Below are 21,648 nucleotides of genomic sequence, written 5' to 3' on the forward strand. Positions count from 1 at the left end.
GCGATACGAAAGGATGAGTGACAAACCAGGCACCGCATCCGCCTGCTCCTCCCCTCCTTCAGCGGGTGGAATACTCGACGGGGTCCCGCCGTTTCCGGAACCGGCCGGACGTCCACCACCGCGCAGCCGGGTGGCGACGAACCCCGCACCAGCACCGATCCAGTTCAGCCGGGAGCAAGCACGTGACTGACGGACCGCTGATCGTCCAATCGGACAAGACCGTCCTGCTGGAGATCGACCACCCCGGGGCCGAGGAGGCCCGGACCGCGATCGCACCGTTCGCCGAGCTGGAACGAGCACCGGAGCACGTCCACACCTACCGGGTGACACCACTGGCGCTGTGGAACGCGCGCGCCGCCGGGCACGACCCCGAACAGGTGGTCGACGCCCTGGTCAACAACTCCCGTTACCCGGTCCCGCAGCCGCTGCTGGTCGACATCGTGGAGACGATGGGCCGCTACGGCAGGCTCGAGCTGTCCAACGACCCGGCGCACGGGCTGGTGCTGGTCGCGCGCGACCGAGCCGTACTCGAAGAGGTGCTGCGCAGCAAGAAGGTCAAACCCATGGTGGGGACGCGACTGGACGACGACACCGTGGTGGTCCACCCCAGCGAGCGCGGCAGGCTCAAGCAGACCCTGCTCAAGCTCGGCTGGCCCGCCGAGGACCTGGCCGGTTACGTGGACGGCGAGGCCCACCCGATCTCGCTGGAGCAGCACGGCTGGCGGCTGCGCGACTACCAGCGGCAGGCCGTGGACTCCTTCTGGGCGGGCGGCTCGGGCGTCGTCGTGCTGCCCTGCGGCGCGGGCAAGACCCTGGTCGGCGCGGCCGCCATGGCCGAGGCCGGTGCCACCACCCTCATCCTGGTAACCAACACCGTCGCGGGCAGGCAGTGGAAACGGGAGCTGGTGGAACGGACCTCGCTGACCGAGGAGGAGATCGGCGAGTACTCCGGGGAGCAGAAGGAGATCCGCCCCGTCACCATCGCCACCTACCAGGTGATCACCCGCAAGTCCAAGGGCGAGTACCAGCACCTCGACCTGTTCGACTCCAGGGACTGGGGGCTGATCGTCTACGACGAGGTGCACCTGCTGCCCGCCCCGGTGTTCCGGATGACAGCGGACCTGCAGTCCAGGCGTCGGCTCGGCCTGACCGCCACCCTGGTGCGCGAGGACGGGCGCGAGGGCGACGTGTTCTCGTTGATCGGCCCCAAGCGGTTCGACGCCCCGTGGAAGGAGATCGAGTCGCAGGGCTGGATCGCCCCCGCCGACTGCGCCGAGGTGCGGGTGACGCTGACCGAGAACGAGCGCATCGAGTACGCCACCGCCGAGGCCGAGGACCGCTACAAGGTGTGCGCGACGGCCCGGACCAAGTCCCCCGTGGTGCGCGCGATCCTGGACCAGCACCCCGACGAACCCGCGCTCGTGATCGGCGCCTACCTCGAACAGCTGCACGACCTGGGGCGGGAGCTCGACGCACCGATAATCGAGGGCTCGACCAGGAACCGGGAGCGGGAGGCCCTCTACGAGTCCTTCCGGCGCGGCGAGATCAACCGCCTGGTGGTCTCGAAGGTCGCCAACTTCTCGATCGACCTGCCGGAGGCTTCGGTTGCCGTGCAGGTGTCCGGTACGTTCGGCTCCCGACAGGAGGAGGCCCAGCGGCTGGGCAGGCTGCTGCGCCCGAAGGCGGAAGGGGGCCAGGCGCACTTCTACTCGGTGGTCGCCAGGGACACCCTGGACACCGACTACGCTGCACACCGGCAACGCTTCCTCACCGAGCAGGGCTATGCCTACCGGATAGTGGACTCCGAGGACCTGCTGGGACCCGCCGTCACCGACGCGGACGGTTGAGCGTCCCACCGAGGGCCTCGGTTCCCTCCGGGCACCGGCCGCGTCGCCGAACCCACCGGTTCGGCGCCCGACCGCGCGGAGGTCGCGGGCGGTCCGCGGTGGGCCGCTCCCGCCGCTGCGCCCACGGCAGACACCACCCGTACCGGACATCGCTGGAGGCCAGGAGTGAGCACCGGGAACAACGCGACGCCCTCGATAGGCGGGGCGCACCGGTTCGTCGGGTTGGCCGAGAACCTGGAACGCTACGCGGGAACGCCCTCCGAGGCGGAACCGCCGAACGTGCACGGCCCCGACCGCGGTTACGGACTGGTGTTCTTCCACCTCGACGAGTACCACCTCAGCTCGGTGATCAGCTCCGGACTGCGTTTCCAGCCGATCGGCGCCGAACCGGCCCAGGAACTCGCGTGCACGGTCTACCGGGAGCAGGCCGAGGCTGCCCGCTATCTGGTGGACATCTCGGCGGAACTGCTGGTGAACAACGGCACACATCTGGTTCCGGACCAGATCGTGCCGAACGACAAACCACTTCTGGCGGGCACCGAGTTCCACGCGCTGCTCGCGGGCGGACACCCGCTGTTCCCGCCCGAGTTCACCAGGTTCACCGACGCGCAGGGCGTGGAACAGCTGCAGGTGTTCACGTTGCTGCCGGTGACCCTGGGGGAGCTGAACTTCGCGCTCGACCGGGGGGTGGCCGCGCTGCGGCAGCAGTGGGCACGCTTCGAGGTCGACGTCTTCGACATCGGTAGGCCGAGCGTGGCCTGAGCGCACCGCACGGGACCGTGTCGGCCGGTTCTCGCCGTGCTCGGGTGGCGGAACCTCTCGCGGACTCTCGCCCCGGTGAGGCCCGACATCGAGTAGGTGGACGGTGTGGTCTTGCGAACGACCCCTGCCCCCGATTGGTACGCACGTGCCAGGATCGATGACATGCGCTCCACCAATGGCAAGCTCGACCTGGCCGAGCTCGACGCGGTACGCGTCTACAGTCTGCCGATGCGTACCAGATTCCGTGGGGTCACCACCCGGCAGGGCGTGCTGCTCAGCGGCCCGGCCGGATGGGGCGAGTTCTGCCCCTTCGAGGACTACTCGGACCGGGAATCGACGCCGTGGTTGCGCACGGCCCTGGAGAGCTGCTTCGAGGGCTGGCCCGAGCCGGTGCGGGACGCCGTGCCGATCAACTGCACCGTCCCGGCGGTCGAACCGGAGCGGGCGCACCGGATCGCGGCCGAGTCCGGTTGCCGCACCGCGAAGGTCAAGGTCGCCGAGTCCGGGCAACCGGAAGCGGCCGACCTCGAACGGGTGAGGGCGGTGCGTGCGGCCCTCGGGAGCTCCGGGGCGATCAGGGTGGACGCCAACGCCGCCTGGGACACCGACACCGCGGTGCGGCGAATACGCGAGCTGGACCGCGCCGCGGACGGGTTGGAGTACGTCGAACAGCCCTGCGCGAGCGTGGCGGAGCTTGCGGCCGTCCGGCGCCGGGTGGAGGTACGCATAGCCGCCGATGAATCGATCCGGCGGGCCGAGGACCCGCTCCGGGTGGCGGTCGCGGAAGCCGCCGACGTGGCGGTGATCAAGGCCACCCCGCTGGGCGGGGTCCGGCGCGCGTTGCGGGTGGCCGAGGCATGCGGGCTGCCCTGCGTGGTCTCCTCGGCCGTCGAGAGCAGCGTCGGGCTCGCCGCCCAACTCGCGCTGGCCGGCTCGTTACCGGAGCTGCCGTTCGCCTGCGGACTGGGCACGGTCGCGCTGCTGGACGGCGACATGGTCAGCGAGTCCCTGCTTCCCGTGGACGGGTGGCTGGCGGTGCCGCGCCACGCCCCCGCACCCTCCCCCGCACTGGTGGCCGCCGCCACGCCCACCGCGGAGACGCAGCATCGCTGGCTCGACCGGCTGCGACGGGTTCACGACGCCCTGCCCGGCTGAACAGGGGCACCGGGTGCCGCCCGTAGCTCACGGCCCGAGAACGTTCCACCGGAGAGGAAACCTCGTTCCCGGAACGCTCCCCTCCCCGGAAAGTGATCGCGGCATTCCCGACGAAACGGAACGACGCGCGACGCGGGGGTCGGTTTCCTCGCCCGGATGTCACCGAACAGCCACACCACGGGCGCCGGATGCGATAACCTCTTGCCGCCTCACAACGACACCACGACGTCAGCGGTGACCCACACGCGCCGCGACTCTCGAACGTGGACGGTTTCGCGGTCACGACGAATCCCGCGAAGTGGTTCGTGGCCCCGGGCGGTCGACCTCGGCGAGGCGGTCATCCGACCGCCCGGGCGGGCATTTTCGACAACGAGCTCTTAAGGAGCGAGGCGCATGACCATCGCAGCGGCCGGGCGTCAAGCCATGTCCGCGATGAGTGAGGGCCAGGGGGTGTCCGAAGCGGCCGGTGAGGCCGCCCAGGAGGCCGGCGACGGATTCGCGATCGACCCCGGTGACTTCCTCTCCGCACGAGAACAGGGCAGCTCGACCGGCACCCGGATCGAGCAGCGGAACGCATCGATGGACGAGATCGGTGCGCTGGTCAACAACACCACTCTGGAACGCGGCGGCGACGGGGAGTGGGTCAACGTCATCTGCCCCGTCGTGATCCCCAAGCGCAGCGCGATCATCGGCCTGGCTCTTCCGCTGCTGGGACTGACGCTGCTCGCCGTGATCGGTCTGGTCGCGAGCCGGATCACCGGCCTGGGCACGGCGTGGTTCGGGCCACATATCTGGGTGCTGCTGGTGATCCTGGCGGTGCTGCTGTGGGCCCGGAGCAGCATCGTCATGGTGCCGGAGGGCTGCCAGGCGATGATCACCAAGTTCAGCAAGCTCGACCGCACCGTCGGGCCGGGCCGCACGATGCTGCTCGACCCGCGCAAGAAGGTCAGCTACGTGCTGAACACGACGCGGGAGTACCCCTTCAACGCTCCGATCAGCGAGGCACCCACCCGAGGCGGCATCAAGGCTTCGGTGGACCTGTTCCTGCAGTTCCGCATCGAGGACCCCACGCAGTTCATGTTCGCGCTCGGCGCGGTCTCCGGGTTCTCCGACAAACTGACCAACGCGGTCAGCGAGGTCACCCGCAGCCTGATCTACCAGCAGCGCGCGGAGGACATCTACGACCTCGTCGGGGAGAGCACGCAGGAACTGCTGGACAGCCTGAACGAGCAGTTCCTGCCCGCCGTGCGGCTGACCAGCGCCAACATCACCCACGCCGAACCGTCCAGCCAGCAGTACCGCGCCGATCTGGCGGCTCCGGAGATGGTTCGGATGGCCAAGGACGCCTACACCTACGAGTACGAGCTCAGCCTGCGCAAGGAGCAGGACGAGGGCGACCTGAACAAGGAACTGGCCTCGATGAACGAGAGCCTGTCCGGGATCAGGGCCGAGATCGCCAGCTACCAGGCGCAGATGGACACCGCCCTGGAGCGCGAGACCAACCGCGCCAAGGCGCAGGCCAGGCAACGATTCGTGGAGGCGGAGAGCACCGCCAACGCCAACTCCGCGCTGCTGGAGGCCCAAGCGCTGGACATCCGCGCGGTGAGCGCGGCGGAGAACCCGGAGATCCTGGAGTACCACTACGAGAAGGACGTCCTCGACAAGCTGGAGGGGCTCGCCGAGCACCTGCCGGTGCTCGTCTCACTGGGTGACGAGGACGACGTCGATTACCTGGCGGCCGCGCGGCGGATGCTCGGCACCTCCGACGGTGCCGCCGGGCTCTCCGAAACGGACGTGGCCGCCATACAGCGGCGCACCGAGGCGATCCAGGAACGCATCAGCGCTCGTGAGTCCGAGATCGAGCAGTTGCTGGCCGAGGGAGGGCACACCGAGCCCGCCGGGGAGCCCGCCGATGCCGAACCGGACCCAGCGGCGGACACCGACACGCACACCCCCGGCGGGGAGAGCTTCACCCCGGACGCCGCGGACGGCGGCGCCCCGGGCGGCGACTCGAACGGGGACGACGAGCAGCACCAGGCAGGTGAGCGGTGATGTCCACCCAGCAACGCAGCTTCTCCAAGATCACCGATGTGGTCGCCCCCTGGTCGAAGATCCGCGAACTCATCCGCGGTGGTGACGAGGGCAGGCTCGTTCCCGTCGTGATCCCGAAGGACAGCCGGAGCCTCGGCTGGGTGGTACTGCTGTTCGTCGCCCTCTACCTGGCCGGGACGGCCGCGTTCAGCGGCGGCGGCACGGCGGTGGTCACCGGCCTCGGCGCTGTCGTGGCGCTGGTGCTCGCGGCGATCTCGTTGTGGCGAGGTTCGATCGTGGAGATCGAGCAGGGAACCACCGGGATCCGCAGTCGCTACGGCGCGTTCACCGGCACGCTCTCCCCCGGTCGGCACTACCTCTGGTGGCCGTGGGACAAGGTGGAGTTCGTCGTGGACACCACCACGGAGATCCCGTACAACGCGCCGGTCGCGGCCTGCCCCACCTCCGAGGACGTCCCGCTGAAGGCGATCGAGTTCTTCCTGAAGTTCCGCATCGACAACCCGATCGACTTCGTGCGCACGATCGGTGCGGGCAACTTCGACGCGGTGCTGTCCAGCGCGGTGCAGGACGCCATTCGGCAGCGCGGCAGGCAGGTGCGCACCGAGGAGGCCTACGAGCTGCGCGGCAGCGACGTCGAGGACATGCAGGCGACCCTGAACCGCCAGCTCAGCAAGTACGGCGTGCGGATTCTGGGCGCCAACATCCCGGACGTGCAGCTGCCGGACCAGTACCAGCAGCACCTCGCCACCAGGGAGCGGGTCGCCAAGGAGCTCAGCGCCTACGAACGCGAGTGGGAGCTGACCCGCAAGCGGCGCATCGACAACCTGCTGATGGAGATCGAGCGGGCCAAGAAGACCCGCGACGCCAAGCTGGTCGAGGTGAAGGCGGCCCGCAACCAGGCGCGACGCGACGTCGCCAGGCAGCTGGAGGAACAGGAGACCGAGGCGCAGCGGGCGCAGTGGGAGATCGAGGCCCGCGGCAGGGCGACGCTGACCGAGGCGCAGAACGAGGCGAAGTCCCGGCAGCGGCTCGGCCAGTCCTACCGTGACAACCGCGCCGTGCTGCACTACGAGCTGGCCCGCCGCAGGCTGGAGGTGGGCGCGAAGCTCGCCGAGCGGGCGCCGCGTCCCGTCATCGTGCGGGGCGGTGGTGGTGAGCAGTCGGGACTGTCCACGTTGCTGCTCTCGCAGCTGCTGCCGAGACTGACCTCGCAGGCGTTCACCGACGAACGTTCGGACCGGACGGGGTCCGGCACCGGCCAGGGCGAGGGCCACGCGGACGAGGCGACGCGGGTGCTCGACCGGGGTGGTCAGATCGCGGAGTCACTGCTCGGCGACGACGGTTCCGGGAACCGGTAACCGGTGTACCCGGCGGGGCTCTCCGGGAGCCCTTCGAAGTAGGAGTTTCCCGGGCTCCGCGTGCCCGCCCCGGCGGGCACGCGGTCCGGCCTCGGTACCGCCGCCCCGTTCTCACCGGGGTCGGTGCCTCCTCCTGCGGAGTACGACGAACACCACGGTCAGCCCCGCCAGCACAGCCGTCACCGGAACCAGCCGCTTCAGCACCGGCGCGCCCGCCGTGTCCAGCAGATCCACGGCGTCGTTATCGGCGGTGCCCTGCCGTTCCCCGGAGCGAACGGCCGATAACTCGGCGGTGGAGCGGGAGCGGCTCGCCCCCGGCTCCGCACCGGTGACCTTCCAGCCGGGTTCGATCCGGTTCGTCGCTCCCGCCGCGGCGGCGTTCTCCTCCTCCGCGAGAGAGCCGGCACCCTCCCCCGCGCCCGGGGAGACGCCGTGGCCGTCGTTCGACGCGGCGGGCCCGGAACCGTTTCCGGCGGGGCCGGCGGTGGCCGCCGTGCCCAGTTGCTCCTCGCCCCGCTGCTCCCGCCGCTCCGGTTCGGTCGCCGTCTCCGCCTCCCCGCCGGTCAGCCTGCTCGCCAGGCACTCCGAGAACTGGTCGATGAGCTTCTGCGCGACGTCGGAGATCAGCCCGCGCCCGAGCTGGGCCGGTTTTCCGGTGACCTTCAGGTCGGTCTCCACGTGGACCCTGGTGCCGTCGTCCTCGGAGTTCAACCGGGCGGTGACGGCCGCCGAGGCCGTGCCGTTGCCGCGCGAGTCCTTGCCACTCGCCTCGACCACGGCGCGGCGCGCCTCGTGATCCACCTCGGTGAAGCTGCCGTTGCCCTTGTACATCAACGACACCGGGCCCAGCTTGACCTTCACCGAGCCGGAGAACTCCTCTCCCTCGGCGCTGTTGAGGGTGGCTCCCGGCATGCAGGGAGCGATCCGCTCCGGATCGAGCAACACCGGCCACGCGACGTCGACCGGAACCGGGACGGTGAATTCGTGTTCGAGCCGCACTGCTCCTCCTACTCGTACCACTCCGGTCGCGGACCGCCCGGACCGCGCCGCCCCGGGAATCGGCGCCGGGACGCGCACCGCCGGCACCGCCCTCCCGCTCGGGGCCAAGCGGAAGAGCACACCGTAGGGGCAACCCCGGCGAACCGCCCCGGCCGGACAACGACTAGCCACAGGCCGTGGCCAGCGCCCTGCCGGTCAGCACCTCGGCGAGGTGCTCGCGGTAGTCCGCCTCCGCGCTGGCGTCACTGCCCGCCTGCGTGCCCTCCGTGGCGTGGACCGCGGCCCGCCGGAACGCCTCCTCCGTCGGAGGGGAGCCGACCAGGGCCCGCTCGACCCCGTGCGCACGCACGGGGGTGGCGCCCATGTTCGTCAGCCCGACCCTCGCCCGGGCGACGGCGCCGTCCCGCACCAGCACGGTGGCCGCCACTCCCACGACCGACCAGGCCTGGGCGACCCGGTTGAACTTCTCGTAGTGCGCCCGCCAGCCCGTGTACTTGGGTATTCGAACCTCCACCAGCACCTCGTTGGAGTCCAACGCGGTCGTGAAGTAGTCCACGAAGAACTCGGCGGCCGGGACTGTCCGCCTCCCGGACGGTCCCGCCACGACCATCTCCGCGTCCATCGCCAGTACCGGGGCCGGCAGGTCACCGGCCGGGTCGGCATGGGCCAGCGAACCGCCGAAGGTGCCGCGGTGCCGCACCTGCGGATCGGCCACGGTGCGCGTGGCCAGCGCCACCAACTCCGCGTGCCCACGCACCAGCTCGGAGCGCATCACCTCGTGGTGACTGGTCATCGCCCCGATCACCAGCGTGTCACCGTCCTCCCGGACTCCCCGCGCCTCGGGGATACCGCCGAGGTCGACGACGAGGCCCGGGTCGGCCATCCGCATCCGCAGCACCGGCAGCAGGCTCTGCCCGCCCGCCAGCACCTTGGCGTCGTCACCCGCCCGGTCCAGCGCCTGTACCGCTTCTTCCACCGTGGACGGTGCCACGTACTCGAACTCAGCGGGAATCACCGCGCACCTCCGTGTGATCCGGCCGCGAAACCGCCGCCGTCGTCCATCGATCCGAGACCGCCACCGGATTCCGACCTCGTGGAGGAACCGGATCGGGCGTCGGAAAGCGCACGCCAGACCCGTTGCGGCGAGCACGGCATCCGCACGTCGGTCACTCCGTAGTGCCGGAGCGCGTCGACCACGGCGTTGACCACGGCCGGGGTCGAGGCGATGGTTCCCGCCTCGCCCACTCCCTTCACCCCGAGGGGATTGGAGGTGGCATCGGTCCGGGTGCGGTCGGTGTGGAACTCCGGCAGGTCCGCCGCCGAGGGAACCAGATAGTCGGCGAAGGTGGCGGTGGTCAGAGTGCCGTCGTCGTCGTAGACGGCCTCCTCGTACAGGGCCTGCGCGATTCCCTGCGCGAGACCGCCGTGCACCTGCCCCTCCACGATCATCGGGTTGACCACGCTGCCCACGTCGTCCACGCACACGTAGGACCTGATCCGCACCGCGCCGGTCTCGGTGTCCACCTCGGCGGCGCAGAGGTGGGTGCCGTGCGGGAACGAGAAGTTCTCGGGGTCGTAGTTCGCCTCGGCGTCCAGGTTGGGCTCCACGCCCTCCGGGAGGTCGTGGGCGGTGAACGCGGCCAGCGCCACGTCGGTGATCGCCATGCCCTTGTCGGTCCCCCGCACGGCGAACCTGCCGCCGGAGAAGTCGAGATCGTCGGAGGAGCACTCCAGCATGTGCGCCGCGATGCGCCTGGCCTTGTCGATCACCTTGTCGGAGGCGTGCACGGCGGCGACGCCGCCGACCGTGAGCGAGCGCGAACCGTAGGTGTCCAGCCCACGCGGCGAGGACTGGGTGTCGCCGTGCAGCACCTCCACATCCTCGAAAGGCACACCCAGCCGATCGGCGACGATCTGACTCCACGCGGTCACGTGGCTCTGACCGTGCGGCGAGGTGCCGGTGACCACCTCGACCTTGCCGGTGGGCAGCACGCGGACCTGGGAATTCTCCCAGCCGCCCGCACCGTAGGACAGCGAACCGAGCACCCGGGAGGGCGCCAACCCGCACATCTCGGTGAACGTGGAGACCCCGATACCCAGCTGCACGGGGTCACCGGTCTGCCTGCGCCGCAGCTGCTCGTCCCGCAGCCGCTGGTAACCGAACATTTCCATCGCCCGGTCCGTGGCGACCTCGTAGTTGCCCGAGTCGTAGGTCAACCCCGCCACGGTGGTGTGAGGGAACTCGTCGTGGCCGATCCAGTTCCTGCGCCGTACCTCCACCGGGTCCATGTCGAGCTCGGCGGCCAGCTCGTCCATCATGCGCTCGATGGCGAAGGTCGCCTCGGGGCGCCCCGCCCCCCGGTAGGCGTCGGTGGGCGTCTTGTTGGTGAACACGTTGGTGCAGCTGAACCGGTACGCCGGGAACTTGTAGATCGAATTGAACATCAGCGCGCCGAGTATCGGAATACCCGGCGTGACCAGCCGCAAGTAGGCGCCCATGTCGGCGAGCAGCTTCACATCGAGGCCGGTGACGGTGCCGTCCGAGCGAGCCGCCAGCGACAGCCGCTGCACCTGGTCGCGACCGTGGTGACCGGAAACCATGGTCTCCGAGCGGGACTCGGTCCACTTGACCGGGCGTCCGAGCCGCTCGGCGAGCAGGAAGGTCAGTATCTCCTCCGGGGTGACCTGGAGCTTGCCGCCGAATCCCCCGCCGACGTCGGGGGCGATCACGCGGATCTTGTGCTCGGGCTTACCCAGCGTCATGGCCAGCATGGTGCGCAGGATGTGCGGAACCTGCGTGGCCGACCACATCGTGTACTGCTCACCGGTGGGATCGGCCAGCACCGAGCGGGGTTCCATGAAGGAGGGAATCAGCCGCTGCTGTCGGAAGGTGCGATCCACCCTGATCTCGGCGTCGCGCAGCGCCCGGTCCACGTCCCCGCCGGTTCCCGCTTCGGCGGAGTCGAAAGTCCAGGTCGCGTTGCGGTTGGTTCCCAGTTCCTCGTGCACCAGAGGGGAGTCGTCCCGGGCCGCCGACTCGATGTCGAGCACCACGTCCAGGTCCTCGTAGTCGATGTCGATGGCGTCCAGGGCGTCCCGCGCCTCGGCGGCGCTGCGCGCGGCGACCATCGCCACCGCCTCACCGGCGAAGTTGACCGAGTCCACCGCCATGGCGGGCGCGGCCGGTGCCTTCATGTCCTCGGTGATCGGCCAGGCGCACGGCAGGCTGCCCTGCTGCCCGGCGATGTCGGAACCGGTGACCACGGCGTGCACGCCGGGCATGCGGCGCGCCTCCGAGGTGTCGATCGAGGTGATGCGGGCGTGCGCGACCGGGCTGCGCAGTACCGCCATGTGCAGCATCCCGGGGACGGTCATGTTGTCCGTCCAGCGTGTCCTGCCGGTGACCAGGCGCGCGTCCTCCTTGCGCTTACGCGCGCGGCCGAGTTCCGGTTCGGAGGGGCTCACCGGTGTCGCGGTCATGACTGTCCTCCGGCTACCCGTTGCTGAGCGGTCTGTTCGGTGGAGGTGCGCGGGGCTGGGGTCTCTCCGGAGTGCTCCATCGCGGGCCCCGCGCCCGCACGCATCCGCTGCGACGCCTCGCGCACCGCGCGCACGATGTTCTGGTACCCGGTGCAGCGGCAGAGGTTGCCCTCCAGGCCCTCGCGGATCTGCTCGTCGTCGGGCTCCGGGTTCTCGGCGAGCAGGTCCAGCGCCTGCATGATCATTCCCGGTGTGCAGAACCCGCACTGCAGCGCGTGGTTGTCGTGGAATGCCTGCTGCATCGGGTGCAGCCGCCCGTCCTGCGAGAGGGCCTCGACGGTGGTCACCTCGTGCCCGTCGGCCTGCACGGCCAGCACCGAGCAGGATTTCACGCTGTGTCCGTCCATATGGACGGTGCAGGCACCGCAGTTGCTTGTGTCGCAACCGACGACGGTGCCGACCTTGCCGAGCTGATCACGCAGGTACTGCACGAGCAGCGTTCTGGGTTGGACTTCGTCGGTACAGGTGATTCCGTCGACATCGACGGTTATGCGCGGCATCGGGCCTCCTTCGCGGAGCCTGCCCGCACGGTGCGGACATGCGTGGGAACAACGCCTTCGGGCTCCCCCGGGGCTCGGTGCCGGGCCGGGCAGACGCGCTGAGACCGCGCGGCCTCAGCGGGGTGGTGGGCAGCGGCCCGCCACCGCTGTCTCGCGGGGCCGTGCGCGCGAGCGCGGACACCCCGGGGCCACGCCGACCGCGCACCCCGACGAACCGAACCATCGCGAAAGAACCTCTCGGCAGTGACTGCTGTCACAATTTCGAGGCTGCTACGCCCTCGGCGGCGAGGCAAGCCCTTGCGACTCGTGAAGTCATGATCCCGAACAGCCCGCACCGAGCCCGGACAGCGACACACGGTTCGATCGCCACGATCAGGTGAGAAGGCCCCGTGGAGCCGGCCGGAGTCGGCAGGCCTCGGCCCGGGCCGACCGGGAGCCAACCCCTGCGGGCGGAGCGGGCGACCGCCTCCCGACGACTCCCCGGGACCGGCCGGGTGATCACCGCACTCCGACGCCTCTCACACCGGGAGGTGACGGAGAGCCCGCACCGGACCCGACCACGCACACCGGTGATCGAAGCTGTTCGCCCCGGCCCGACCACTTCAGATCCGAAGTGCCGCCACCGTTTCCACCAGCCCCTGCTCGTCGAGCGTCCGAAGAAGATCACCAGTGGTCATCGGTGGATTCCGGTAGGCATCGGCCATACGTTGGATCGCCCCGAACACCCTGGGCTTGTCGAGATGAACCTGGTCAGCCAGGAACGCGTCGGCCGTCTTGGGCTCGATCCCCCACCGGGCCAGTACGTGCGCGGGGAAGTCACCGAGGTTGTTGGTCACGATCACCTGGGCGCGTGCTTTGATCGCCGCGGCGAGCACGTGCCGATCGTTCTTGTCGGGCAGCTCGACGACGTCGACCAAGGGCTCGTAATCCTCGACCAGGCAGTCCCGAACCGACCGGATCATCAGTTCCCGGGTACGGGCCAGCTTGGCCGGATCCAGATCAGGCCGGTTGACCGAGAGGTTGCCGAAGACCTCGTCCAGGATCGCGTGCGTCCACTTGGCCTGGACCAACCCGCTCTGCGCGACCCGGATCAGCAGATCCCGCGGGATGCCGCCGTAGAGCACGTTCGCGTCGTAGACAACGACGAAGGACACCCACCCTCCTACAGGTCCATGTCCTGACTCAGCCGAGTGAGCTCGTCAGCGGCCGAACGCCGGTCGTGGTCGTCGCGACGCATGTACTCCAGGAGCGACTCGACGTTCACACGCCGATGGGTACCGACCATGCGGTAGTCGATCTCACCGGCCTCCAGCAGACCGATCAGATAAGGACGGGAGACGTTGAGCAGGTTGGCGGCCTCCTGCGTGGTCAGCTCCTCGTTGGTCGGCACGATCGAGGTTCCGGCACCCGCGGCCATGTAAGCCAGGATCCGCTCGAACAGTCTCACGGCGGAACGCGGCACGACCAACGCTTCCCGCCCGGCGTCGTCGACCGTCAGCCGAACAGTGGATTGTTCGTGCGTGTTCAGGTAGTGGCGTACGTGCGGCAACGCGGCGACGGCGGTCTCCCGGTCCGACTCACTCGGCCGGACGGAATCGAGCATCGACTGCGACATCCCGATCACACCCTTCTTCCTACCCACTGTGACCGCATTATCCGCAACAGTCGAAACAAACGCAACAAACGCAACAGCGTGCACCGTCCGTTCCGGAACGGCGATCCCCGGACCGGCCGGGTGATCACCGCACTCCGACGCCTCTCACACCAGGAGGTGACGGAGAGCCCGCACCGGACCCGACCACGCACACCGGTGATCGAACCACCACGGAACGCCTCTACCATCTACGCCAGTGAGCACCTACGACGATCTCGACCACCCGGACACCTCCACCCTGCCGACACGCCAGCGGCGCATCCTGGCCGCGATCCGGGACTGGGTGCTCGAACACGGTTACTCGCCGAGCACGCGCGAGATCGGTGACGCCGTGGGGCTGCGCTCGTCCTCATCGGTGTCGAAACACCTCGCGGACCTGGAGTGGAAGGGCTTCCTGCGACGCGGCACCACGGTCTCCAGACCGATCGACGTGCGCGCGTTCCTGCGGGACTCCTCGGCACGAGGCCCCGCAGACGAGGGAGTGACGGTCCCCCTGGTCGGCGACATCGCGGCGGGCACCCCCATCACGGCGGAGGAGCACGTCGACGACGTGCTCACCCTCCCCCGCGAATTCGCCGGGCGCGGCACCGTGTTCGCGCTGCGGGTGCGCGGCGAATCGATGATCGACGCCGGGATCCACCACGGTGACGTGGTGGTGGTGCGCCAGCAGTCCGAGGCCCACTCGGGCCAGATCGTCGCCGCCATGCTCGACGAGGAGGCCACGGTCAAGGTGTACCGCCGACGCGGCGGTCACGTCCTGCTCGAACCGCGCAACCCGGCCCACGAGGTGATCGACGGGGACGAGGCCGTGGTCCTCGGCACCGTCGTCTCGGTGCTGCGCAGCGTCTGACGGACTCCCCGCTCACAGGGGCACTCCGGCGACACCCGCCTCGGACACCCCGGCCGCTCGGGTGGTCGTTCGACACCGCCACGCCGGGAGCACGGCACCACGGAGCGGAGCCCGTCGGCGGGCTTCGACGGGACTACCGCCCGGCGGAAGGGGGGCGCTCGGAGCTCTCCGGATCGTGGTGGATCGCCCCCGCCAACCGGGTGAGCCGCTGACCGGTACCGCCCCACCGGGAGGCGATCAGCTCCGCCGAGATGGACACGGCCGTCTCCTCCGGGGTGCGCGCCCCGAGGTCGAGCCCCAGTGGGGAGGACAACGCGGCCAGCTCGGCCTCTCCGAGCCCCTCGGCCCGCAGTCGCTCGATCCGATCGCGATGGGTCCGCCGCGAGCCCATCGCCCCCACGTAGGCCAGTCGCCGCCGCAGCGCCACCCGCAGCACCGGCACGTCGAACTTCGGATCGTGGGTGAGCACCAGCACGGCGGTGCGCGCGTCCAGCCTTCCCGCCTCCGCCTCGGCTTCGAGGTAGCGGTGCGGCCAGTCCACCACGACCTCGTGGGCGTCCGGAAACCTGCTGGCGGTGGCGAACACCGGGCGAGCGTCGCACACGGTCACCCGGTAGCCGAGGAAGGCCCCCATCCGGCTCATCGCCGCCGCGAAGTCGATCGCGCCGAACACCAGCATCCGGGGAGGCGGCTCGAAGGAGTTGACGAACACCCGCAGGCCCTCGCCACGCCGCTGCCCCTCGGGGCCGTACTCCAGCGTCCCGGTCCTGCCCGCGGCCAGCATCCCCCTCGCGTCGTCGACCACGGCGTCGTCGAGCCGGTCCGAGCCCAGCCCGCCAGCGCTGCGTTCGTGCCAGACCAGCACGCGCCTGCCGACACGCGACTCTTCCGGCGCCTCGATCACGGTCGCCACCGCCACCGGCTCGCCGACCGCCACCGAGTCGGCCAGCTCCCCGAACCGGGGGAACGACTCTCGGTCCACGCGCTCCACGAAGACGTCGATGATTCCACCACAGGTCAGTCCCACCGCGAACGCGTCGTCGTCGCTGACCCCGTACCGGGAGAGCGTGGGGCGGCCACCGGCGAGCACCGAGCCGGCCGTCTCGTAGACCGCCCCCTCCACGCAGCCCCCGGAAACGCTGCCGGAGACCTCGCCGTGCTCGTCGACGAGCATGGCGGCGCCCGGCGCGCGCGGCGCCGAGGAGAAGGTCGCCACGACGGTGCCCAGCCCGACCGGGTTGCCTGCCTCCCAGTGCCGCCGGAGCGCACCGAGCACGTCACGCACCACTCACCTCCACGGGCTCTCCAGCGGACCGGCCCGGGGAGGCCGACTCCGAACAGCTCCGGACCCGCCGCCACAGCTCGCGCAGCGCCGCGAGGCTGTGCCCGGCCACGAGGCCGTCCACGTGGGGCAGCGCCGCCGCTATGCCCGACTGCACCGGCTCGTAGCCCTCGTGGCCCGCGTGCGGATTGGCCCACAGCACGGCGTGGGCCAGCCTGCGCAGTCCGCGCATCTGCTCGGCCAGTTCCCCGGTGTCGCCCCGCTCCCAACCGTCCGAGAACAACACCACCACGGCCTGCCGCGCCGCACCGCGCCGGCCCCACCGGTCCAGGAACGCCCGCAGCGTGCTTCCCAACCGCGTGCCCCCGGAGAAATCCGGTACCGCCCGTCCGGCCGCGGTCAGCGCGAACTCCGGGTCGCGCTGGCGCAGCTGCCTGGTCACACGGGTCAGCCTGGTGCCCAGCGTGAACACCTCGGTGGTCGAGGGAGCCGCGCGCATCACCACGTGCGCGAAGCGCAGCAGCGCGTCGGCGTAGGGGCTCATGGATCCCGACACGTCGATCAGCAGCACGACCTTGCGGGGGCGCTCCCCCCGCGTGCGGCGCACGAGCCGCACCGGTTCCCCACCGCCTCGGATCATGGCGCGCATGGTCCCGTCGGGATCGAGTCGTCCGTCGCGGGAGCGGCGCCACCGCAGGGCGGTGCGGCGTGGCGGACGCGGATCCAACCAGGCGATCATCCGTCGCAGGTGGGCGCGCTCGCCCTCACTGAGTTCGGCCAGGTCACGGCGGTGCAGCATTTCGACGTCGCCCGCCGCCGCGAGCTGGTCGGCCTCGGCCGACTCAGCCGACTCCGGCTCCTCGCCGCCCAGCGGCAACGCACGGGAGCGCACTCGACGACGCTGCGCCAGTCCCGGCTCGGGGGAGTCCACCAGCCTGCCGAACCAGGCGTGGAACGCCGCGTCGAAGCGGGGCAGATCGTCCGGGTCGGAGCACAGTGTCAGCCTGCCCGCCCAGTAGAGCTGGTCGCGATCGGCGAAGTCGACGTGCTCGGTGGCGTCCAGAAAGGAACGCACCCGGGCCGGACCGCACCGCATGCCGGAATGGCGCAGCGCACGAGCGAACCCGACGAGCCCTTCGAGGGTATTGTCCGCCTCGCGCATATCCACATTGTGCACCCCGTGCGGACGTGGCGACCCCTCGTGGCCCCCGACGGTCGCGCCGGGAGCCCGACCGGCACGGGCGTGGACCGGCACGTCCATCCCTCGCCCGCCCGAGCCGACCGAGCGCCCGAACCGGAGAGCTGATCAGGCGAAGACGATGGTGCTGTTGTCGCTGCGGATCACGCGGTCCTCGCTGTGCCAGCGCACGGCGCGGGCGAGCACGGTGCGTTCGACATCGGCGCCGCGCCTCCTGATGTCGGCGACCGTGTCGGCGTGGCTCACCCGGACGACGTCCTGCTCGATGATCGGCCCCTCGTCGAGGTCCTCGGTCACGTAGTGGGCCGTGGCGCCGACCAGCTTGACCCCGCGTTCCTTGGCCTTGGCGTAGGGCGCGGCCCCGATGAAGGCGGGCAGGAAGGAGTGGTGGATGTTGATGATCGGGACGCCGAGCCGGGCGATGAAGTCGCCGGACAGGATCTGCATGTACCGGGCGAGCACGACGAAATCGACGTTGCCCCGCAGCAGCCGCAGGTGTTCGGCCTCGGCGGCGGGCTTGCCCATCTCGTTCGTGGGGACGTGGACGAACGGGACGCCGAAGGCGCGCACCTCGTCGGCGGTGTCGGTGTGGTTGGAGACGACCATCGTGATGGTCACGGGCAGCTGGCCCCGTCGGTGCCGCCAGAGCAGGTCGAGCAGGCAGTGGTCCTCCTTCGAGGCGAAGATCGCCACTCGTTTGGGTAGCGACATGTCGCGCAGGGTGAAGTCGAGGTCGAAACCCTTGGCCAGCTCGGTGGCGAGGTCCTGCTCGATCGTGGGCAGCACCGCCTTGAGGTTGTCGAGGCCGAACACGGTGCGCTGGTAGAACGCTCCGCCCCTCGGGTCGTCGGAGTACTGGTCCAACGAGACGATGTTGGCGCCGTGGCCGCTGAGCACCGCGCTGACGGTGGCGACGATGCCGGTCCGGTCCCTGCCCCGCACTACCAGGGAAGCGTGGTTCTCGGGCAACGCGTGGTCGCGGGGCGAGTCCGGCGAACCAGCGCCGGATTTCGCCGGGTCGGTGGTCAAGTCGGTTTTCCTTCCTGGTGGTACTCGGTGCTGTCTTCCGCTGTGCTCCCGAGGCTGTACTCCCGGGCGGATCGGCCCGGGAGAACGGTGCGGTGCCGTTCCGGCAGTTCCGCCCTCGAGGCGGTAGTGTGCCGGAATCCCACGGGTCGGGCAGCGCTCGCCCGGGGGCGACCTCGGTCCCGGTTTCCCGCCGTACCGGCGGTCGTCCCCACTCCGACGGGCGTGATTCCGTGATCGGTGCCCTGGCTGCCCCGCGCGGGTGAAACCCGGTCGCTGATCGGGTGGACGCGGCGCGTGTTGTGCGGTGCTCGAGGCGATCCCGCCGGGAGGATCACGGCCATGACGACTCAAACCGTGCCGCAGCAGACCACTCCGTCGACGAAGAAACCGCCGTTCTACATCGACAGGAACGAGGAGCGAGAACTGCGCATGCGCGCCGAGAGGCTCCAGCCCTCGCTGGTGGTCGACCAGGCCGCTTCGTTCGACGAGTACGTGCGGCAGCTGATGATCCCGCCGACGGTCATGGACCTGGCGCGCAAAGCCGCGAACCTGCGACTGGCCTCGTGGGAGGTACAGGCCATTCGCTCCCTGCTCGCCCCTGACTGGGGTGCTTCGGCTCCGCTGCTGCGCAGCATACTCGTCAGAAAAGCGAAGGAAGACAACACCCACCCGCCCTACATCCGTGTGGCCTGCACGGGGAAGGGACTCTACGACGACTGGGCCGAGCCCTACGGTTTCGACGAGACGAAGCAGGCCAACTTCGGTTCACCGGCCGTGCTGGAGATCTGGCCCGCGCAGCACTACTCGCCGATGCACTCGCACGGGGACACCACGGGAATCATCCACTGCCTGGCCGGTCAGCTGGACGTCATGTGCTACGAGAAACTGGACTGGAACGCCACCAAACGCGGACTGGTCACGCTCACCCCGGGACAGTGCGCCTGGCTGTCCAAGAAGCAGTACGCGGTGCACAAGGTGTTCTGCCCCCTGGACGGCGGAGAACAGCCCACTGCCCTGCTCAACGACACCGGAGACTTCGGCGCCAGCTTCCACGTCTACCTCAACGAGACGGAGACCACGGGGGAGGAACCCGTGCCTGCCGTCCTCTCGCGCGACTCCTTCTCGTACATCGACGAGAAGACACACGAGCTCAAGGAGTTCACGACCTACTCCGACCTCTCCTGGCCGGCGCTGCGCGCGGCCATGACGCACGTCGCTTCCGCCGGATGACGAGCACCACGACTCCGGTTCCGCACCTCGCGGACCCGTCCCCTCGGGCCCGCGAGGGACCGGACGCCGCGGGCCACGACCGGCCGTCCGCACCGGACGGCCTTCCACACCGGCACCCGGAGCCCGAGCTCTTCGGACCACGAGAGTGTGAACCGGTACCGCCACCCGGAGCATTGCCCAGTTGTCGACTCGGTAATAGGTTTATTTTGAAACGATTCAATCGCGGGGTGCTCCCGCGACGACCACTACCCGAGGGCGGTTCGTCTTGTCCGCACCCGACTCCGCGAGCACGGCTCCCCGCAGGGGGCTCTGGTACTTCCTGACCCTCGCCGCCACCACGCTGCTGCTGGTCACACCGTCCTCGGCAGCCGACCAACGACCCCCCTCCCACAGCGGCGGAACGGAGTGGGTGGGCTCCTGGGCAGCGGCCGTGACTCCGCCGGACCACCGTCCGGAGGTGCGGCGCTTCCACGACCAGACGCTGCGCCAGGTCGTGCACCTCTCGGTGGGCGGGGACCGGTTCCGGCTGCGCCTGACGAACGTCCACGGTACGAAGCCGCTGCGGGTGGGGGCGGTGACGGTGGCCCCACGTCGAGGCGATCGGGGCACACCGGAGATCGAGCCGCGCGCCGCCGTACCGGTGACGTTCGACGGCCGTCCCACCGCCACCGTCCCGACGGGCGCGGAGTGGGTCTCCGACCCGGTGGAGCTCGACGTCGCGGACAACAGCGATCTGGTCGTCAGCGTTTACCTGCCCGACCCCACCGGACAGCCCTCGGTGCACTACGAGGGCAGGTCGACGACCTTCGTCGCTCCCGGCGACGCCACCGCCTCCCCTGGACGGAACTACGAATCCATCGGCACGGCACGGTACTTCCTGGACGGCGTAGACGTCCGAGCCAAGACGGCCGGTTCGGTGGTCTTCTTCGGCGACTCGATCACCGACGGTGTCAAGTCCACTCTGGACGAGAACCGGCGCTACCCGGACGTGGTCGCCGACCGGCTGCTGAAGCGACCGGAACCGCGCGAGCTCGGGGTGCTCAACGCGGGCCTGAGCGCGAACCGCCTGCTGACCGACGCGGGTCTCGGCGGTGAACCCGCCATCGCGCGGTTCGAACGCGACATCCTCTCCCAGACCGGTGTGCGAACCGTGGTGCTGCTGGAGGGCATCAACGACATCCACCACAGCGCGGGTGAAGTCGAGCCGCGCGAGCTCGTCGGGGTGTACGAACAGCTGGTCGCGCGGGCCCACGAGGCGGGCATCCGCGTCGTGGGGGCGACGCTCACCCCGTTCGAGGGGGCCCCGCGTTACAACGCGGCGGGCGAGGCCGACCGGCGGGCGGTCAACGAGTGGATCCGCGAGTCCGACGTGTTCGACGCCGTGGTGGACTTCGACGCCGTGGTGCGCGATCCGAACCACCCGGAACGGCTGGCACCGCGCTACGACACCGGCGATCACGTGCACCCCAACGACGCCGGGCTGGCCGCCATGGCGCGGGTGGTCGAGCTGAGCGAGCTGTACTGACCGAAAGTCTTCGGTTCGGGTGGCCGGGACCTCGATTTCGGGGACCGGAGCTCACCGCGCCGAAAGCTCCCGGACAGAAGCCTGGTCGGCAAGCCCCGAACACCCCTGCCGGAGAAGCTTTCCGAGAGGCCGAGCACACGGCCGTGGGACGGGAAATCCCGGTCTGGCAGGCTGGCCGGTATGACCGGGCCCGAACACTTCAAGACCGCGCAACGCCTGCTGGACGAGGCACCGGAGCAGGGGGACCAGGACAGGGAACGCACCTACGTCGCCTACGCCCAGGTGCACGCCACCCTCGCGCAAGCGGCGGCCACCGCCCAGGCGGGCGGACCGATCTTCAACGAGGACGGCGAATTCGTGATCGGCGGAATGACCGAACCGCAGGAAACCGCCTGGAAAACCGTGCTCGATCCGGAGGAGAGCAAAGCGGAATAATCCGGAGCGCGAGAACACGACCGATGAGCGGTGGCGCCGGGAAGAGTTCCGCTCGGCGCCACCGCTCCCCGATCCACCGGGAATTCTTCGCGAGCGGTCGGAGCACGGCGGGGAACCGGCGGAGCGCGAACGGGAAGTCACCCGGATGTGGTGGACCGCTCCCTCACCACCTGTCCCGTGAGGAGCCGACCGGAGACCGGTTGCCCCGGCACGACGCGGGTGTTCACCGAAT

18 protein-coding genes are annotated in these 21,648 nt (G+C 70.0%); 9 read left to right on the plus strand and 9 right to left on the minus strand.

Annotation, left to right across the window (positions count from 1 at the left end; all coding sequences use genetic code 11):
• Positions 1-182 precede the first annotated feature (182 nt).
• From BLQ75_RS02000 to BLQ75_RS02020, 5 genes are all read left to right on the plus strand, one after another.
• Positions 183-1,847: a DNA repair helicase XPB gene (locus tag BLQ75_RS02000; RefSeq protein ID WP_092596760.1), complete on the plus strand. Its 1,665-nt coding sequence runs from the start codon at positions 183-185 to the stop codon at positions 1,845-1,847.
• A gap of 165 nt (positions 1,848-2,012) precedes the next feature.
• Complete coding sequence (locus tag BLQ75_RS02005; protein ID WP_092596763.1) at positions 2,013-2,609, plus strand: suppressor of fused domain protein; 597 nt, start codon at positions 2,013-2,015, stop codon at positions 2,607-2,609.
• A 162-nt stretch (positions 2,610-2,771) separates the two neighbouring features.
• Positions 2,772-3,764, plus strand: a complete 993-nt coding sequence (locus BLQ75_RS02010; RefSeq protein WP_092596766.1) for an o-succinylbenzoate synthase — start codon at positions 2,772-2,774, stop codon at positions 3,762-3,764.
• Positions 3,765-4,157: 393 nt separating this feature from the next.
• Entirely contained in the window at positions 4,158-5,816 is a 1,659-nt protein-coding gene (locus BLQ75_RS02015) for an SPFH domain-containing protein (RefSeq protein WP_092596769.1), read from the plus strand.
• The gene (locus tag BLQ75_RS02020; RefSeq protein WP_092596772.1) at positions 5,816-7,174 is read left to right on the plus strand and encodes an SPFH domain-containing protein; all 1,359 of its coding nucleotides are present in this window, start codon (positions 5,816-5,818) and stop codon (positions 7,172-7,174) included. Before BLQ75_RS02015 ends, BLQ75_RS02020 begins: the two co-directional genes overlap by 1 nt.
• Positions 7,175-7,285: 111 nt before the next feature.
• Here BLQ75_RS02020 and BLQ75_RS02025 read toward each other — a convergent pair whose 3' ends face one another.
• The 6 genes from BLQ75_RS02025 to BLQ75_RS02050 form a co-directional block, all read right to left on the minus strand.
• The gene (locus tag BLQ75_RS02025; protein ID WP_092596775.1) at positions 7,286-8,173 is read right to left on the minus strand and encodes an SRPBCC family protein; all 888 of its coding nucleotides are present in this window, start codon (positions 8,171-8,173) and stop codon (positions 7,286-7,288) included.
• Positions 8,174-8,336: 163 nt separating this feature from the next.
• The gene (locus BLQ75_RS02030) at positions 8,337-9,188 is read right to left on the minus strand and encodes an FAD binding domain-containing protein (RefSeq protein WP_092596778.1); all 852 of its coding nucleotides are present in this window, start codon (positions 9,186-9,188) and stop codon (positions 8,337-8,339) included.
• Complete coding sequence (locus BLQ75_RS02035) at positions 9,185-11,653, minus strand: xanthine dehydrogenase family protein molybdopterin-binding subunit (protein ID WP_092596781.1); 2,469 nt, start codon at positions 11,651-11,653, stop codon at positions 9,185-9,187. Before BLQ75_RS02035 ends, BLQ75_RS02030 begins: the two co-directional genes overlap by 4 nt.
• A complete protein-coding gene (locus BLQ75_RS02040; protein WP_092596784.1) occupies positions 11,650-12,213 on the minus strand; it encodes a (2Fe-2S)-binding protein in 564 nt (187 codons plus the stop codon). Before BLQ75_RS02040 ends, BLQ75_RS02035 begins: the two co-directional genes overlap by 4 nt.
• A 602-nt stretch (positions 12,214-12,815) precedes the next feature.
• On the minus strand, positions 12,816-13,367 hold the full coding sequence (locus tag BLQ75_RS02045; protein ID WP_092596787.1) for a PIN domain-containing protein: 552 nt from the start codon (positions 13,365-13,367) through the stop codon (positions 12,816-12,818).
• A gap of 8 nt (positions 13,368-13,375) precedes the next feature.
• Positions 13,376-13,828: an excisionase family DNA-binding protein gene (locus BLQ75_RS02050; RefSeq protein ID WP_092597274.1), complete on the minus strand. Its 453-nt coding sequence runs from the start codon at positions 13,826-13,828 to the stop codon at positions 13,376-13,378.
• Positions 13,829-14,063: 235 nt separating this feature from the next.
• Here BLQ75_RS02050 and lexA point away from each other — a divergent pair, with 235 nt between their 5' ends.
• On the plus strand, positions 14,064-14,717 hold the full coding sequence (lexA, locus tag BLQ75_RS02055) for a transcriptional repressor LexA (protein ID WP_092596790.1): 654 nt from the start codon (positions 14,064-14,066) through the stop codon (positions 14,715-14,717).
• A 133-nt stretch (positions 14,718-14,850) separates the two neighbouring features.
• On the opposite strand, the gene BLQ75_RS02060 is transcribed toward lexA, so the two are convergent.
• From BLQ75_RS02060 to purU, 3 genes are all read right to left on the minus strand, one after another.
• Positions 14,851-16,002: an XdhC family protein gene (locus BLQ75_RS02060; RefSeq protein WP_092597277.1), complete on the minus strand. Its 1,152-nt coding sequence runs from the start codon at positions 16,000-16,002 to the stop codon at positions 14,851-14,853.
• Positions 15,995-17,161, minus strand: a complete 1,167-nt coding sequence (locus BLQ75_RS02065) for a vWA domain-containing protein (RefSeq protein ID WP_092596793.1) — start codon at positions 17,159-17,161, stop codon at positions 15,995-15,997. Before BLQ75_RS02065 ends, BLQ75_RS02060 begins: the two co-directional genes overlap by 8 nt.
• A 144-nt stretch (positions 17,162-17,305) precedes the next feature.
• The gene (purU, locus tag BLQ75_RS02070; protein WP_092597280.1) at positions 17,306-18,166 is read right to left on the minus strand and encodes a formyltetrahydrofolate deformylase; all 861 of its coding nucleotides are present in this window, start codon (positions 18,164-18,166) and stop codon (positions 17,306-17,308) included.
• 399 nt (positions 18,167-18,565) lie between these two features.
• Here purU and BLQ75_RS02075 point away from each other — a divergent pair, with 399 nt between their 5' ends.
• From BLQ75_RS02075 to BLQ75_RS02085, 3 genes are all read left to right on the plus strand, one after another.
• Positions 18,566-19,456 (plus strand): cupin domain-containing protein, encoded by an 891-nt coding sequence (locus BLQ75_RS02075; protein ID WP_092596796.1) that lies wholly within the window; start codon positions 18,566-18,568, stop codon positions 19,454-19,456.
• A 319-nt stretch (positions 19,457-19,775) separates the two neighbouring features.
• Entirely contained in the window at positions 19,776-20,981 is a 1,206-nt protein-coding gene (locus BLQ75_RS02080; RefSeq protein ID WP_092597283.1) for an SGNH/GDSL hydrolase family protein, read from the plus strand.
• Positions 20,982-21,161: 180 nt separating this feature from the next.
• Positions 21,162-21,416: a hypothetical protein gene (locus BLQ75_RS02085; protein ID WP_092596799.1), complete on the plus strand. Its 255-nt coding sequence runs from the start codon at positions 21,162-21,164 to the stop codon at positions 21,414-21,416.
• Positions 21,417-21,648 lie beyond the last annotated feature (232 nt).

Source organism: Actinopolyspora xinjiangensis (genome assembly GCF_900104475.1).
Classification (GTDB): Bacteria; Actinomycetota; Actinomycetes; order Mycobacteriales; family Pseudonocardiaceae; genus Actinopolyspora; species Actinopolyspora xinjiangensis.

What these genes read in the sequence shown, in the direction of transcription:
- BLQ75_RS02040 (WP_092596784.1), bottom strand. Translation starts at nt 12,213, where the DNA reads ATGCCGCGCATAACCGTCGATGTCGACGGAATCACCTGTACCGACGAA.
- BLQ75_RS02015 (WP_092596769.1), top strand. Translation starts at nt 4,158, where the DNA reads ATGACCATCGCAGCGGCCGGGCGTCAAGCCATGTCCGCGATGAGTGAG.
- BLQ75_RS02050 (WP_092597274.1), bottom strand. Translation starts at nt 13,828, where the DNA reads ATGTCGCAGTCGATGCTCGATTCCGTCCGGCCGAGTGAGTCGGACCGG.
- BLQ75_RS02075 (WP_092596796.1), top strand. Translation starts at nt 18,566, where the DNA reads ATGACGACTCAAACCGTGCCGCAGCAGACCACTCCGTCGACGAAGAAA.
- BLQ75_RS02020 (WP_092596772.1), top strand. Translation starts at nt 5,816, where the DNA reads ATGTCCACCCAGCAACGCAGCTTCTCCAAGATCACCGATGTGGTCGCC.
- BLQ75_RS02065 (WP_092596793.1), bottom strand. Translation starts at nt 17,161, where the DNA reads ATGCGCGAGGCGGACAATACCCTCGAAGGGCTCGTCGGGTTCGCTCGT.
- BLQ75_RS02085 (WP_092596799.1), top strand. Translation starts at nt 21,162, where the DNA reads ATGACCGGGCCCGAACACTTCAAGACCGCGCAACGCCTGCTGGACGAG.
- BLQ75_RS02035 (WP_092596781.1), bottom strand. Translation starts at nt 11,653, where the DNA reads ATGACCGCGACACCGGTGAGCCCCTCCGAACCGGAACTCGGCCGCGCG.
- BLQ75_RS02010 (WP_092596766.1), top strand. Translation starts at nt 2,772, where the DNA reads ATGCGCTCCACCAATGGCAAGCTCGACCTGGCCGAGCTCGACGCGGTA.